The sequence below is a fragment of the Catenulispora sp. EB89 genome, assembly GCF_041261445.1.
Taxonomy (GTDB): Bacteria; Actinomycetota; Actinomycetes; order Streptomycetales; family Catenulisporaceae; genus Catenulispora.
The window spans coordinates 82,011-97,642 of the sequence record NZ_JBGCCU010000018.1; the positions used below are offsets into that span (position 1 = coordinate 82,011).

At 69.8% G+C, this 15,632-nt stretch carries 9 protein-coding genes; 6 read left to right on the forward strand and 3 right to left on the reverse strand.

Going from position 1 to position 15,632, the window contains the following annotated elements; genetic code table 11:
- Nucleotides 1-33: 33 nt before the first annotated feature.
- The 4 genes from ABH920_RS32180 (at nucleotide 34) to ABH920_RS32195 (ending at nucleotide 8,660) form a co-directional block, all read left to right on the forward strand.
- Nucleotides 34-6,984, forward strand: coding sequence for an RHS repeat-associated core domain-containing protein (locus tag ABH920_RS32180; RefSeq protein WP_370352975.1), 6,951 nt, complete (start codon nucleotides 34-36; stop codon nucleotides 6,982-6,984).
- Nucleotides 6,985-7,003: 19 nt separating this feature from the next.
- A complete protein-coding gene (locus ABH920_RS32185) occupies nucleotides 7,004-7,720 on the forward strand; it encodes a hypothetical protein (RefSeq protein ID WP_370352976.1) in 717 nt (238 codons plus the stop codon).
- 313 nt (nucleotides 7,721-8,033) lie between these two features.
- The gene (locus ABH920_RS32190; protein ID WP_370352977.1) at nucleotides 8,034-8,423 is read left to right on the forward strand and encodes a hypothetical protein; all 390 of its coding nucleotides are present in this window, start codon (nucleotides 8,034-8,036) and stop codon (nucleotides 8,421-8,423) included.
- Nucleotides 8,424-8,507: 84 nt separating this feature from the next.
- Complete coding sequence (locus tag ABH920_RS32195; RefSeq protein WP_370352978.1) at nucleotides 8,508-8,660, forward strand: hypothetical protein; 153 nt, start codon at nucleotides 8,508-8,510, stop codon at nucleotides 8,658-8,660.
- A 205-nt stretch (nucleotides 8,661-8,865) separates the two neighbouring features.
- On the opposite strand, the gene ABH920_RS32200 is transcribed toward ABH920_RS32195, so the two are convergent.
- Nucleotides 8,866-9,528 carry a TetR/AcrR family transcriptional regulator gene (locus ABH920_RS32200; RefSeq protein WP_370352979.1) on the reverse strand — a complete coding sequence of 221 codons (663 nt, stop codon included), beginning with the start codon at nucleotides 9,526-9,528 and terminating at the stop codon, nucleotides 8,866-8,868.
- A gap of 92 nt (nucleotides 9,529-9,620) precedes the next feature.
- Between ABH920_RS32200 and ABH920_RS32205 the strand changes: the two genes are divergently transcribed.
- Nucleotides 9,621-11,057 carry an MFS transporter gene (locus tag ABH920_RS32205; RefSeq protein WP_370352980.1) on the forward strand — a complete coding sequence of 479 codons (1,437 nt, stop codon included), beginning with the start codon at nucleotides 9,621-9,623 and terminating at the stop codon, nucleotides 11,055-11,057.
- Between the two features lie 69 nt (nucleotides 11,058-11,126).
- Here ABH920_RS32205 and ABH920_RS32210 read toward each other — a convergent pair whose 3' ends face one another.
- Nucleotides 11,127-12,737 (reverse strand): purple acid phosphatase family protein, encoded by a 1,611-nt coding sequence (locus tag ABH920_RS32210; protein ID WP_370352981.1) that lies wholly within the window; start codon nucleotides 12,735-12,737, stop codon nucleotides 11,127-11,129.
- 231 nt (nucleotides 12,738-12,968) lie between these two features.
- On the opposite strand from ABH920_RS32210, the gene ABH920_RS32215 reads away from it, so the two are divergent.
- A complete protein-coding gene (locus ABH920_RS32215; protein WP_370352982.1) occupies nucleotides 12,969-13,592 on the forward strand; it encodes a PadR family transcriptional regulator in 624 nt (207 codons plus the stop codon).
- Between the two features lie 41 nt (nucleotides 13,593-13,633).
- On the opposite strand, the gene ABH920_RS32220 is transcribed toward ABH920_RS32215, so the two are convergent.
- Nucleotides 13,634-15,574, reverse strand: a complete 1,941-nt coding sequence (locus ABH920_RS32220; protein ID WP_370352983.1) for a BTAD domain-containing putative transcriptional regulator — start codon at nucleotides 15,572-15,574, stop codon at nucleotides 13,634-13,636.
- Nucleotides 15,575-15,632 lie beyond the last annotated feature (58 nt).

Below are 15,632 nucleotides of genomic sequence, written 5' to 3' on the forward strand. Positions count from 1 at the left end.
GCGCATCAGAAATGGAATGGCAAGGCCCTGAGTTTGGACGCCGACGTGCCGGGCGCGCCCTGGCAGCCGACGGCGATCAAGGCTCCGCCGGTGCCGAAGGGCGCGCCGATCACCGCGGCCGCGTTCCCGGCGGCGGCGACCGACGAGCTGACGCTCGCGGCTTCCGCCCCGACGGCGCGCACGATGCTGGGCTCGCAGGCCATACCGCAGAACTCTGCGATGGTGCGCTCCGCGTACGTCCCGGTGTCCGTGGGCCAGGGCTCGGCGGACGCCGCTTCGCCGAGTGCCATGGCCGCTGCCAAGCCCGGCTCGACCGCCCCCGCCGCCACCTCTCCGGCGACCAAGGTCAAGGTCTCGGTCGCGGACCAGTCCGTCGCCAAGCGCGTCGGTGTCTCCGGTGTGGTCGTCTCGGTCAGCCGATCCGACGGCAAGACCCAGAAGGCGACGGTCGACGTCGCCGTGGACTACTCGGCCTTCAGCCAGGTCTACGGCGGTGACTACGCGTCCCGGCTGCGGCTGGTGGCGCTGCCGGCCTGTGCGTTGACCACGCCGGCCGTACCCGCCTGCCAGACCGAGGCGCCGGTCGCGTTCCGCAACGATCTGGCCTCGCACCAGCTGATCGGAACCGTCACGCTGGACTCGTCGCCAGCCGCCGGGACGAAGAGCGCGACCACCGACGCCACGTCGGACGCTGCGTCCGCCAAGAGCGCGGCGGCCGCCCCCGCGGTGGTGCTGGCCGCCACCTCGACGCCGTCCGGCGCGCAGGGTTCGTACACGGCGACCAGCCTGTCGGCGTCCAACAACTGGTCGGAGTCGGGGAACACCGGCGACTTCTCGTATCAGTACCCGATCTCGGTCCCGGCGGCTCTGGGCGGCGCCGCGCCGTCGGTGGCCCTGAGCTACGACTCGGGCTCGGTGGACGGCCACTCCTCGGTCGAGAACGGTCAGGCCTCCTCGATCGGCGACGGCTGGGACTACTCGCCGGGCTATATCGAGCGCACGTACGTGCCCTGTACGTCGGCCAAGCCCACCGCCTACGCGACGTCCACGGACAACTGCTTCGCCCGCGACGCCTCCGGCAAGCTGATCCCCGCGCTGACGCTGTCCTTCGGCGCGCACGGCGGCCAGCTGGTGCACGACGACTCGGACACCACGAACACGCACTACAAGCTGCCCACCGATGACGGTACGCAGGTCGACGTGCTCAACGGCACCACGAACGGCACGGTCGGGCCGGACGGCAACGCGGGCGAGTACATGCGCGTCCGCCTCGCCGACGGGACCGTGGCGTACTTCGGGGCCGACAAGCTGCCCGCCGAGGTCAACGGCGGCACGATCGGCACCGACACCCCGACCCAGTCCGCGTGGTACGAGCCGGCGTTCAACAACCCCGGCAAGCCGACGACGTGTCAGGACCCGACCACGGCGAGCCCGACCGCCTGTCGCGTGGCCTGGCGCTGGAACCTCGACTACACCGTCGACCCGCACGGCATGGTCACCAAGTACCTGTACAACCGTGAGTTCGGCAAGTACGGCCGCACCACGGCGAACACCGCGACCGACTACGTCCGCGGTGGCGAGCTGTCCGAGATCGACTACGGCTGGACCACGGCCGACGTCGCGGCGGGCCGGCAGCCGGCGGCCAAGGTGCTGTTCACCTCCGTGAACCGCTGCGTCGACCCGGCGTGGGACGGCGGCTACGGCGGCACCTCCGGTGGTTCGGCGGGCTGCGAGAACCCGACCAGCCCGATCAGCCTGCAGTTCCAGGACACGCCGACGGACATGGTCTGCGCGGCCACGCCGTGCGAGCAGTGGCAGAACCAGCCGACGTTCTTCAGCTCCCTGATGCTCGGCTCCATCACCACCAAGGTTGCCGTCAACGGCGCGTACCAGAACGTCGACCACTACGACCTGTTCCACCAGTTCCACCAGCTGACCGACTCCGACGCCGAGATCAACCGGCCGCCGCTGTGGCTGGCGGCGATCCGGCACTGCACCGGCGTCGACTCGGCACCGGGCCAGGTCTGCGCCGACGCCGAGCAGGGCGCCTCCGGCTCCCGCACGGGGATCGAGGACGCCTCGGGCATGCCGGACATTCAGTTCCTGCCCTACGCCACCGGCATGGCGAACCGCGTCGACGGGGTCAAGGACTCCAAGGGCACCGTGGTGAGCGGCCTGCTCAAGTTCTACCGAGAGCGCCTGGGCTACATCAACGACGAGCTGAACGCTCAGATCGCCGTCACCTACGACGACCCGACGACCTACGCGCTCGGCTGCACCGCGCCGCCGGCGTCGCCGGACTGGCACAACACGAAGCTGTGCTATCCGGAGTACTGGACCCCGCCGGGCTACAGCACGCCGATCACGGACTGGTTCCACAAGTACGTGGTCACCCAGGTCACCGTCGCCGACAGCACCTTCGCGACCCGGACCGACACCCAGACCACCGCGTACACGTACGACACCACGACCGGTGCGGCGTGGCACTCCAACGACTCCGACCTGATCACCGACGCGAACACCCGCACCTACGACCAGTACCGCGGGTTCCAGACCGTCACCACGACCACCGGAGCGGCTTCGGACCCGGCGGGCACGCCGCAGTCCAAGACCGTCACCACCTACCTGCGCGGTATGAACTGGGACCCGGACCAGGCCGGCGCCAAGGCCGGCTCGGTGTCGTGCGGATCCGACCCGCGCTGCCCGACCGTCAACGTCGCCGACACCCTCGGCGGCTCGACGCAGGACGACAACGCGCTGTCCGGTATGACGCTGGAGACGCAGACCTTCACCTCGGCCTCGGGCGGGGTGTGGTCGGAGGATGTGACCCGGCCGTGGATGTCGGCGCCGATGGCGCAGCACAACCGCGTCGCGCCGCTGCCCGCGCAGCGTTCCCGCGAACTGGCCACCGCCACTGAGCTGACCCGCACCGTCACCGCCGACAACGGCTCGGGCCCCGGCACCCGCACCACCCAGACCGACTACACGTACGACCAGGGCACCCCGGCGGCCACCAGCGCGACCGGTTCGCACGGCGGCCGGCTGACGGCGACCTGGGTGCACTCGCCGGTCTACAGCAAGGCCCCGGCGGTCGCCGACACGTCCCCGGACGTGTGCACGTCCACGGCGTACGCGTCGAACCCGGCCAAGAGCTGGATGCTTGACTTCGCCGACGACACCACGAGCTGGACCACCACGCCGGCCGCCGGCTGCTGGGACGGCAACGGCGCCCCGCTGGCGCACGCCAACAACCAGGTGGTCTCGGAGTCCCGGACGTTCTACGACGACCCGAACGCGACTTCCCCCGGCACGCTGACCCTGGGTGAGACGCGCAAGACCGATGTCCTGGACCACTTCGACACCAACCCGGTCTACGTGACCAAGTCGAAGACCGACTACGACGGCTACGGCCGCGTCACCGCCGTCACCGACCCGCTGGGCAAAGTGACGTCGACCTCGTACACGCCGGCCTACGCCGCCGGTGTCGCCGGCGAGCTGCCGCGCCAGAGCAAGGTGGTCGGACCCACCGGCCAGGCCACCACCACGACCCTGGATCCGAAGCGCGGGCTGGCCACCGACGTCCTGGACCCGAACAACAACACCACCCACATCGAATACGACGCCCTCGGGCGCCGCAGCAAGGTGTGGCTGGCCGGGCATCCCAAGGCGTCCTACACCAACGCGCCGAGCCTGGCGTTCCACTACACCGTCACCGGCAGCCAGGCCGCGCCGGGCGCGACCGGTACGCTGACCAACACCTCGGCGCCCTCGCTGGTCGAGACCGACACGCTGCGTGAGGACCTGTCGTACTCCGCGGCGTACTCCTACATCGACTCCATGGGGCGGACCCGCCAGACGCAGGGGGCTCCGGTCTCCGGTGACTCGGGCCGGATCATCACCGACACCCAGTACGACTCGCACGGCAACGCCTACCTGTCGACGGGCCCCTACCTGGACACCGCGGCGCCTGGTGCGAACCTGTGGGTGAACAGCGCTCCGGTGCCGCGTGCCACCCAGACCGTCTTCGACGGCATGAGTCGCGCGACCCAGACGCGGAACCTCTCGGTGCTGTCGGGCAGCCAGATCGTCCTGACCCACTCCGACACCGCCTACCCCGGTGCGGACCGCACGGACAGCAGCCCCGCGGTCAAGCAGGGGGACCCGGCGCCGGACGCGGGCCGAACCTCCACCTACACCGACGCCCGCGGGCTGAAGAACGCCCTGTACACCTACCGGTCCGGCAACCCGGCCTTCGGCAACGCCGCCGGGGCCGACGTGACCACCTACGGCTATGACGCCGCGGGCCGACAGAACCAGGTCAAGGACGCGGCCGGCAACACCTGGACCGACACCTTCAACCTGGCCGGGCTCAAGCTCGCCTCCACCGACCCCGACACCGGCAACAGCAGCTACGGCTACGACGCGGCCGGCAACCTCACGGACGTCAAGAACGGCCGGAACCAGCAGCTGCACTACAAGTACGACGACCTCGGCCGGAAGATCGGCGAGTGGTCCGGGTGGGGCACCGCGGCGGAGACCGCGGCCAACCAGCTGGCCTCGTGGTCGTTCGACAACTCCCGCACCGGCGCTGCCGTGCCGAACGGTCAGGGCCAGAACACCGGCTGGGCGCGTTACACAGCGGGTGCGAACGGACCGGCGTACACCTCGGACATCACCGGATTCACCGCCAGCGGCCAGCCGCTGAGCACGACCCTGACCATCCCGGCCGACGGCACCGCCAACACCGGCCTGGTCGGGACCTACACCACGAACAACACCTACACGCCCAACACGGGGCTGCTCGACCACATCGATCTGCCCTCCTCGCCGTCGACCGCCGGGGCGTCCGCGCTCCAGCCCGACACCGTCTACAACTCCTACAACGCCAACGGTCTGCTGGTCGCCGCCGGCGACAGCTACGCCAACCTGCTGTCGGACTCGTCGTACACCCCGTTCGGCGAGGTCATGGCCCGGCAACTGGGCGACTACCCGAACCAGGTCGTCCAGAAGACCAACTACGACTCGGCGACCCGCCGGGTGCTGAACGTCGACGTCTCGGCCACCAGCATCTGGAACGCCTCGGTCGACCACTGGGACTACTCCTACCGTGCCGACGGCCAGATCACCGGCATCCGCGACCTGCAGGGCACGGCCGGCACGGTCGGCAGCAACAACGTCGCGAACGTCTCCACGCAGACCGACCTGCAGTGCTTCACCTACGACTACGCCGACCGCCTGACCGCGGCCTGGACCGACTCCGGCGGCTTCAGCACCGGCGACGGCGGCATCGGCGGCTGCGCGAACGGCGCGCCGAACGCGGCCAACCGGACGGCGGCCACGTCGCAGGTGAACTCGGGCCCGGCGCCGTACTGGGAGACGTTCGGCTACGACAACGCCACCGGCAACCGCACCTCCGAGACCGACTACAACCCGGCCGGCACGGCGGCCAACGACGTCACCACCACCTACGGCTACGGCAACGCGGGCGCCCAGCCGCACACGGTGACCTCCGCCAAGCCGTCCAATCAGGTCACTGCGAACACCTACGTGTACGACACGGCCGGCAACACCACCTCGCGCCCCGGAAGCGCGCAGGCGCAGACTCTGACCTGGGACAGCGAGGACCGTCTCGGACACGTCGCCAACAACGGCACCACCGTCGACTACGTCTACGCACCCGACGGCACCCAGCTGCTGCGCCGCGACAGCGGCAAGACCACGCTGTACCTGAACGGCGCTGAGATCTACGTCTCCGGCGGCCAGGTCACCGGCAACCGGTACTTCACCTACGACGGCGCACCGACGATCGTGGAATCCGGCGGCGGTACCCCGGTCGTCAGCTACGAGGTCACCAACCAGCAGGGCACATCCTCGACGACCCTGAACGCCTCGGTCCCGACCGGCGGCGCGGCCTCCCTGGTCGCCGGCCGCGTCAACTACACGCCGTTCAACACGGTGCGCGGCACCAAGACCGGGACGTTCGTCGACGACCACACCTTCCTGGGCAAGACGACCGACTCCACCACCGGCCTGGTGGACATAGGAGCCCGCAAATACGACCCGATCCTCGGCCGTTTCCTCACCGCGGACCCCGTGTTCCAACCGGACAACCCCCAGGCGCTCGGCGGCTACGCCTACGCCTCGGACGACCCGATCTCCCAGATGGACCCGACCGGCCTGTGGGGCTTCCACCTCAAGTCACTGTTCAAGGCCGCGGTCAAGGTCGTGAACACCGTCGCGGCAGCAGCCCCAGTCCTGAACTACGTGGCAGCCGCCACGGTCGAGATCCCAGGCCTGGACGTGGTGACGGCCGGCATGGCCGCCGTCGGCGACGCCGCGGTGGTCACCTCCACCGCGATCGGCGTGGTGCAGGGCGGGGACAACGTCTACAACGACGTCAAGGACGGCAAGGGCTTCCTGCAGACGGGGATGGACGTCGTCGACACCATCGCCTCGGCCCGGGGGCTGAAGGGCGCCGGGAGGGGCCTGAGGGGTGCCGAGGACGGCGCGTTGCCGAGCGCCTTCGGCGGCAAGATGAGTGCTGCTGAAGAGGCTGAGGGTCCGTGCTCCGTGTGTGGGGAGGAGTTCACACAGCGAGAGCAGGACACTCTCCAGGTCGGCCCCTACGCCACGAACTCCGTTCAACCAAGAATGGCTGACGGGACTGTGCTGCCAGATGAGCGAGCTGCGATCCAGGACGACCCGTGCCATACCTGTGGCGATTCGTATCCCGGAAGTATGCGAGGAGACCACCAGCCGTCAACCAGCCGGATGCCGGATGGGAAAAAGGTCTACGACGGCATTTGGGCCCACTGCCCCGAATGCAGCGACGATATTCAGCCGGCGGCTCTTCGCAAGTTGGGTCGAATGATGGAGGCACATGAAATCGGCCCGGTCTACAAGAACTGGGACGGCTACCTTGACGCGACCGTCGATATAGTGGTGACGCATGGCCCGCAAGGTGGCCGTATGCTGGCCGATTAGTAGAAGGCGGTAACTCCGGATGAAGCTCGCCAGCCATGACCTCAATCTGAATAGAGGACTTCTGTTCATCGGCTCCGGTTCGGCGCCGGAGAACGAGTTGGTGGCGAGCTTCTCCGGTAAACCCGCTGTGGCGTCGCTTCGGCAGCTTCTGGTCCGGGTCAGAGCGCAGAACGGCATGACCCGGGTGGCGCTGTGGCTCGAAAACGGACCACAGCGTGCCGACTCGGTCTTCCGCGGACAGCTCGATCTGGGCGGAGAGCTGCGCTTCTTCGACTTCGACGGGATGTTCATGATGACTCATCGTGTTGGCAGCCCCGGCTTGACCGATGTGGTTGTCGGGGTCGACGGCGCGGGCGCGGTCAGCAGGATCGACGTTGTTCTCGCGCCTGGCTCGCAAACGCATGCCTTGACGACTGTCGGACCAGGTCTCCTCCCGGTGTTCGCAGACGGGCCCTTGAGCCCGCCGTCAGAGCTGGCGATGCTGCTTTCCGACCATGACGCGACGGCTCTGCGACTGGCCTCCGCCATCAAGGTGTTGGTCGTCAATCAGATGCCTGACTACACGGACCGTCTTGTTGTCGAGTGGCTGCGCTGGCTTAGGCCCGGTCTACAGCCCTCCGATATCGGGCATCTCGAGGCTTTGATTGCGTCTCGCAGTACGGTGATGACCGCAGCCGATGTCGACGACAAGGCCGCCGAGCTGGCCAGGGAGCTGCTTTCCAGTCTCAACGTCTAAGCGGGTGGATCCACCGCGACAGTGCGTGCTCTTAGCCGGAGTGCTGGGCGGGGCGTAGCGGGCAGGCGGTGCTTGTCGGCACGAAGTCGGGGTACTCGTGGCTGTGGAGCCTGAGGCAAGTCGGGTCCGCGCGGGTGCGGAGGCCGAATTCGGAGCGAGTTCGTCCGTGAGCTGTGCTCCTTTGTGGCGAGAACGTCTTGAGGACTCGTGGATCCATTGGCATTCGGTGAATGGGGCAAGACCGGCGATATTGCATGATTCCGGGCTATGGCGGAGGGCATCTTCGCGAGCTGCTGGATTGAGAGAGGAAGCCTTGACCACGCTGACGTCCGTCGTCATCGAGATCCTGGGCCGCCCGAACATGCTGGGCGAATGCCGTGCGCTCGCCGCGCGGATGATCGCGGCCGACGAGGAGATCAACCATATCCTCGCTCGTACCAAGCGCAACGGGACGCTGGCCCAGTCGGTCTGGTCCGCCTGCGCCGCTGAGTCCGAACGGAGTATCAACCTGTACGTCGCCGAATGGCGGCGGTTCAAAGCCCGCGTGGCCGATGACCACGAATGCCGCAGACGTCCCAACCCGAGCGAGGTGAAGGTCTTCGAGGGCGCGGTCGCCGGTATTGAAGGGGCGCTTGGAACATTGCGGCAGGAGTTCGCCCTGCTCGGGAAGACGAGTTGGGTCTATGGCGACGACGAGCCCTGACACAGCCTGTGGGCGGCCCCGATAGTTCGTGGCCGACTTCTTCTTTGCTAACCGCCGATCGAGTAGCAGGTCGAGGAGCAGATTATGTGCGGTGCCGATACGACGGCGGGGCTGTCGGAAGTGGTCGGCGTCGGTACGGCAGCGGAGGAAGAAGTCGGCTCTGCGCTGGGGGTCGAGCTCGTGCTGTTGCTGGGTGTCTGCGAAGGCGTGCTCAGCGGCTTGGTGTCAGGCGCCTGACCGGAGTGCCCGCCGCACCCCGTAACCAGGCCTGCGACTACCGTGAACGCGGCGAGGCCAACCGCGACGCGCCCGAGCAAGGCAGTGTTAGCGACATGCACAAAGCGCCCCCGATGGCTGGTTCCGGCGACAGGGTGGCCACCGTATAAGTGTTCTGTATTGCCGGCAACCGCTTGCTTGAGGTTGAGCGCCTACGAGCACCGCTTCACCGCGCCAGCGTCGCGCGAATCGTGTCCCCGATCATGCTTTCGAAGTCGTCCGCGGCCCGTTCGTCGGCGGTGAGATCGCGGACGCGCGCCAGTGCGGGGAAGCGCTGGGCGTCGAAGTCGCGGATTACGCGTTGCCGCTGCGTTTCTTCGCTCGGCTTGAGTTGGTGCCTGTCCAGGAGTTCGCCGACGGTGAGGTACCAGCATGCTCGGAACGCTGTCAGGGCTTCGCCCGGCGACAGGCCCGCCTGCAGGAAGTCGTCCAGGCAGGCGTTGTTGAACGGGAGTGCGGCTTCGGCGTTGAGTTCGCCGCGGATGAGGATGTGTAGGACCCAGACGCAGTCGGCCAGGTAGTCGTGGGCGCCTATGAAGCGGTGGCGGAGTCTGTCGTGCGGTGTGGCGCCCGGGACGGTTACCGGCAGGCCTGATGCGATCTGTTCCAGGATCGCCACCAGGAGGGCGTCGCGGTCTGCTACGTGGCGGTAGAGGGAGGCTGCTGCGGTGTTCAGTTCCGCGGCGACGGTGCGCATCGTCAGGGCGTCGAGGCCGTCGCGTTCGATGACCCGGCGGCCGGCGGCGACGACGATGTCGGGGGTCAGGCCTGGGCGCGGTCGGCGGGGGCCGTAGCGACCCCGGGTTGCCGGGTCGGCTCGTTCGATCACGACGTCCATCCTGGCAGGTCTCGCGGCGGGTCTTGCCGGGTTTCGAAGTTAGGATTACCTTACGCGTACAACGTTCGCATCGGAGGGGTCCCATGAGTGTCGTCGACAAGCAGCCGGCCGGTGTCCAGGCCGCGTCCGATCCGCCGGCGCGGGCCGGGCTCGTGCTCGGTGTCGCGTGTCTGTGCCAGTTGATGGTCGTGCTCGACATCAGCGTGGTGAACGTGGCGCTGCCACGGATCGGCTCCGATCTCGGGTTCGCGCCGGGGTCGCTGTCCTGGGTGGTCAACGCCTACACGCTCGTCTTCGGCGGGCTGCTGTTGCTCGGCGGGCGGATCGCGGATCTGGTCGGGCACCGGCGCACGCTGGTCGTGGCGCTGGCCGCGTTCGGGCTGGCCTCGGTGCTCGGCGGGCTGGCGACCAGTCCGGGCGAGCTGATCGCCGCGCGGGGCGGGCAGGGCTTGGCCGCCGCGGTTCTGGCGCCGGTGACGCTCACGGTCATCCTGGTCACGTTCCCGGAGGGCCCGGCCCGGCGGCGCGCGATCGCCGTCTGGTCGATGGTCGCCGCGGCCGGCAGCGCGTTCGGCGTGCTGCTCAGCGGTGTGCTGACCGAGTACCTGGACTGGCGCTGGGTGCTGTTCGTCAACGTGCCGATCGTCGCCGTCGCGCTCCCGCTGGCCCTGGCCGGCGTGCGCGACCTGCGGCGGCCCGGCACCGGGCGGCTCGACGTGGTCGGGGCGGTGCTGGTCACGGCGTCGATGACGCTTCTGGTCCTGGCGACCGTCTACGCCGGCGAGCACGGCTGGAGCGGCGCCACGACCCTGGTCGGCCTGATCGGGTCCGTCGTCACGGCCGCCGGATTCGCGTTCTGGGAACTGCGGGTCGCCTCGCAGCCATTGGTGCGGTTCGGCATCTTCCGCGTCCGCACGGTCTGGGTCGCCGACCTGATCGTCGTCTTCATCGGCGCCGCGACCCTCGGTGGCTTCTACTTCGCCTCCCTCTTCCTGCAGGAGGTGCTGCACTACAGCCCGGTCAAGGCCGGCGCGGCCTTCCTGCCCTTCTGCGCCGGGATCGTCGTCGGCAGCTTCACCAGTGCGAAGCTGGCGGCGCGTTTCGGCAACCGCGTCCTGCTCTCGGCCGGGTCGCTGCTGGGTGCCGCGGGCATGCTCGGATTCTCTTTGCTCGACACGGGTTCCACCTTCTGGTCGTTCCTCGTGCCCTCGCTGGTGGCCTCGGTCGGGATCGGCACGTGCATGGTCGCCAACACCGCGATGGGGACCTCCGGCGTCGCCCCGCAGGAAGCCGGGCTCGTCAGCGGGCTGCTCAACACCAGCCGCCAGGTCGGCGCCAGCGTCGCGCTCGCGGTACTGACGACGGTCGCGGTGAGCACGACCCGCCACGACAGCAGCCTGACGGCCCTGAGCCGCGGCTACAGCCACGCCTTCGCGGTCGCCGGCAGCTTCGTGCTGGTCGCCGCGCTCGTGGCGGTGCTGTTCGTCCCGGGGCGGCCGAAGGCCGTCGCCGCCGACTGACCCCGGGTAAGCATGCCGGCCCGGGTCGCTGGCCCGGGTCGCCAGCCCGGGTCGGCGACACGTGCCGTCTCAGCGCTCGATCGTGATCTTGTCGACCTCGACGCCGTACTCGTTCACAGCGCGCAGCACCAGCTGCGAGACACGCCCGTAACGGCCGGGCTTGACGTCCACCGCGAGCAGCGCGTAGCCGGTGTAGCGCACGCGCGACCAGTCGACGGTCTCCGGTGTCTTGACGCCGCCGGGGCTCCGCACCCACGACGCAAACGGCGCGACGTCGTCCACGGCGTTCTCGTAGCTGTCGGCGACCGGGAACTGGTAGAGGCTGTTGCCCGAGCTGCCGGCCACGACATACGTGGTCCCGTTGGCCTTCGACCGGACGGTCGAGCCGGTCGGGGCGGCGGTGGTCACCGAGCCGCCGCGCATCGGGTCGGTGCGCTCGTAGACGTGGTTGTGGCCGTTGATCACCAGATCGACGTCGAACTGGTCGAACAGCGGGGTCCACGCGGCGCGCACGCCGCCGTCCGAGGCGTGAGCGTCGGCGGTGCAGTACGCGCACTCGTGGAAGTACACGACGATGAAGTCGATGCCGCGGTTCGCGCGGTAGGCCGCGAGCTGCCGGTTCAGCCACGCGGTCTGCTTGCCCTGGCTGTAGCCGTGGTTCGCCGTGTACTCGTACGTCACGTCGTTGGCGTCCAGCGCGATGAACGCGACGTTGCCGTAGGTGAAGGAGTAGTACGCCTGCTGCTCGGTCGGCTGGGCGAACCGGTCGAAGTAGCCGCCGTAGCCGTCGGGGGAGTACCACGGCTCCATCTCGTGGTTGCCCACCACCGGCTGCCAGGGGATCGAGGCGGCGAACAGCTCGTTCTGGACCAGGAAGGAGTCCCAGACCCGCGGGTCGTAGCTGTTGGTGATCAGGCCGCTGCCGCCGCCGTTGGCGTAGGACAGGTCGCCGGCGTGCAGGTGGAAGGCCGGGTTCTGGGAGCGGACCGTGGTGGCCAGGGCGACGGCGTCGTAGCTGATGCCCTGGTCGCCGAAGGCGGTGAAGGTGTAGTCGGGCCGGCCGCAGGGCGCGGTGGTGAAGGGACGCGCCGGCTCGGCGTGGTTCTGGGCCGGGTCGTACCCGTCGTGCCCGACGGCGTAGTAGTAGGTCTGGCCGGGCAGCAGATGCTTGATCCGGGCCTGGACGTAGTACTGCTCGACGGCGGCCGGGTGGACCAGCGGAACCGAGTCCACCGCGCTGATGTCCGTGAACGGGGTGCTGAGCACCGAGAGCTGGGCCTTGACCTTGTCGCCGAAGTCCAGCGGCGAGAAGCCGATCCGGACGTACGGGTTGGTCACCGGCGCCGGAACCTGCCAGACCACCGAGATCTCGGTGGTCGGGTCGGCGCCGTAGGAGATGTGGCGGCCGAAGGGGATGACGGAGCGGCCCGCCGGACGGGCCGCCGTGGCGAGCAGGGGCGCGGCGGTCGGGGACGCGGCGGTCGCGGGGGACGCCGTCCCCGGGGCGGTGTCGGCCTGGGCCCGACCCGCGAGCAGGCCCGGGCCGGCGGCCAGCACACCGGCTCCGACCAGGCCGCCGCGCAGCAGCGACCGGCGACCCGCGGTGAGCTTCCGGAACCATTCGTGTTGTTCGGCCATTGACAGGCCAGCGGCCTGTTCCGGCGTCATCTCGGCAGTCATGGCCGGATGCTAGCCACGGCCCGGGGTCTGGAAATGATCACCGGGTGAACGCCGAACGGCCGGAGTCGGCAGCTTGGGCGACCCGGGCCCTCGGGCCGGGCGATGGTGCTCTATCTAGTTACGCTATCGAGTTGCATCTAGATAGTTCTAGATATATCTTTAGCGGCATCGGGGCGGAGTGCCGCTCCGAACAAGGAACCAGCGAACGAAATCAACGACAGGAGCTCGACCATGTATGGCAACGAGTACCGCGGGCGCGGCGGCCGAGGCCGCGGCGAGGGCCGCGAGCGCTTCGAACGTCCGGACCGCGGGTTCGGGGGACCGGGCGGACCCGGCGGATGGGGCCGGCGAGGAGAGTCGCGGAGCCGCTGGGACGACCTCGGCGAGCTTCGCGGGGGCGGGGGCCGGGGCGGCCGGGCCAGGCGCGGCGACGTGCGCGCGGCGGTCCTGGCACTGCTGGCCGAGCGCCCGATGCACGGCTACGAGATGATCCAGGAACTGGAGACCCGGACCGGCGGCCTGTGGCGTCCGAGCCCCGGCGCCCTCTACCCGGCCCTGCAGCTGTTGGAGGACGAAGGCAAGGTCACCGCGGACGCGTCCAGCGGCAAGCGGCTGCTGGAGCTGACCGAGGCCGGCCGTGCCGCCGTGGCCGAGGCCCCGGACAACCGGCCGTGGGAGAACTTCGGCACGGGTGTGCCGGAGGTCCACATGGCGCTGCGGGACGGCGTCCACCAGCTCGGCACCGCCGCCCGCCAGGTCGCCCAGGTCGGGACCGAGGAGCAGAAGACCAAGGCCCTCGCGATCCTCGGTGAGGCTCGCAAGGCCCTGTACAAGCTGCTCGCCGAAGACGTGTGAGCACGCTGACTGATGCGGACCTGGTCTCCTGACTCAGGAGACTAGACGGCCCGCAGCCCGACCGCCCACGGCATGCCGCTGCCGAGGTCATGCTCCGCCCGCTCGGCAGCGAACGCTGCCAGCAACTCGTGCAGTTCGTAACAGCCGGGTCGGTACGAGCGCAGAAGATACGCGTCAACAAGGGCTTCCAGCACGCGTTCGGCCTCGGGGACGGGAAGCCCCGCCAACGCGGCCGCCGCCGGCAGGCCGATCGTCGGACCGGTCCACAGCCCCAGCAGGCAGAACATCCGCTGGGACGCGCTCAGAGAGCCGTCGGGCTCGGCCAGCGCCGCATATCCGGACTCGAACGCGGCGCGGACGCTGTGATCCCCGTGACTGAGCTGGTCGAGACCGCCGTCCGCGGTGTGCAGTCGGCTCGCCAGGTCCCGGATCCGCCAGCCCGGCCTGGCGGCCAGGCGCCCGCCGGCCACGCACAGTGCCAGCGGTAGGCCCGCGCACGCTGTCAGGACACTGTCGACCGCCTCGGGTTCGGCCCGTACCCGGTCCGGGCCGATGATCCGGGCCACCAGCTCACGTGCCGGCTGCTCAGGCAGTACGTCGAGGTCGACGTGGACCCATCCCGGCACCGTCGGCCGGCGGCCGGTGGTCGCCAGCAGCCCGCAGTGCGCCCCGCCCGGGACCAGCGGCCTGATCTGCACGGCGTCCCGGGCGTCGTCGAGAAGGACCAGCACCCGGCGGTCGGCCAGCAGCGTGCGGAACAGGGCACTGCGTTCCTCCTCGTGCTCCGGCACCGCGTCCGGACGCACCCCGAGCTGGCGCAGGAACATCGCCAGGACCGCCGCCGGCCGGGCCGGTGCCGCCGTCCGCCCGCGCAGGTCCGCGAACAGCTGACCGTCCGGGAACCGGCCGCGGACCAGATGCGCGACGTGAACGGCCAACGCCGTCTTGCCGACTCCGCTCATGCCGCCGATCGTCGCCACCGCGGTCGACGGGGGAGCCGGCGGCGGCACGCTCGCGGCCGGGCGGCACGCCGTCCCCTCGAGAACGGCCACGAGCTGCTCGATCCGCGCGTCGCGGCCGATGAGGATCGCGCCGTCGGCCGGCAGCATCCCGGGCTTGGGCGCCGGAGTCGACGCCGACGCCGATCCCGACGCCGACGCTGGTCCCGATGCCGCTTCCAGAGCCGGTCCCGGAATCTGCCGCGGCACCGGCTCCGCACTCCAGTCCAGTGCGCCGTCCCGGGCGAGGATCCGGGCGTGGAGCCCCACGAGTTCCGGTCCCGGGCGGACGCCGAGCTCGTCGCGCAGCAGGACCCGGACACGCTGGTACTCGGCGAGGGCGTCGGCGTGCCGGCCGCTGCGGTGCAGGGCGAGCATCAGCTGTGCCGGGAACGTCTCGTTGTGCGGGTGCTCGCGGGTCAGCACGCGGAGTTCGGCGATCAGCGCGGCGTGCCTGCCGAGGTGCAACTCGGCATCCACCCGCCAGCCCAGCGCCTGCAGGCGCATCTCCGACAGCCGCTCGCGCTCGGCCGCGCACAGGATGGCGCTGTCGACGTCGGCGACCGGTTCCCCGCGCCACAGGGCCAGCATGCGGCGCAGCTCGGCCGCCGCGACGGCCCAGTCCCCCCGCATCACCGCCTGCTGGCCGCGCGCGTGGAGCTCCACGAAGTCGTTCAGGTCGAGCTCGCCGTCCTGGATCCGGATGGCGTAGCCGGCTTCGGTGACGCGGATCCGGTCCCGCTTCGCGTCGGCCAGGTGCCGCCGCAGCCGCAGCACGTGGTTGTTCAACGACGCCGCTGCCGATCGGGGCGGGCTGTCCCCCCACAGACCCGCCTTGAGGCGCGTGGCCGGGACCGGCTTGTTGGCCTGCATCAGCAAGGCCGCGAGGATGGCGCGCGGCATCGCCGCCGTGATGGGGACCGCCATGCCGTCCCGGGTGACGGTGACCGCACCCAGGACGTCGAAGCGCAGGGTCTGGCCCAACGGAGGGCCCCTTTCTGTGCAGAGGGCGCGGCGCTGCCGACACCGCCTCGCGCTCATC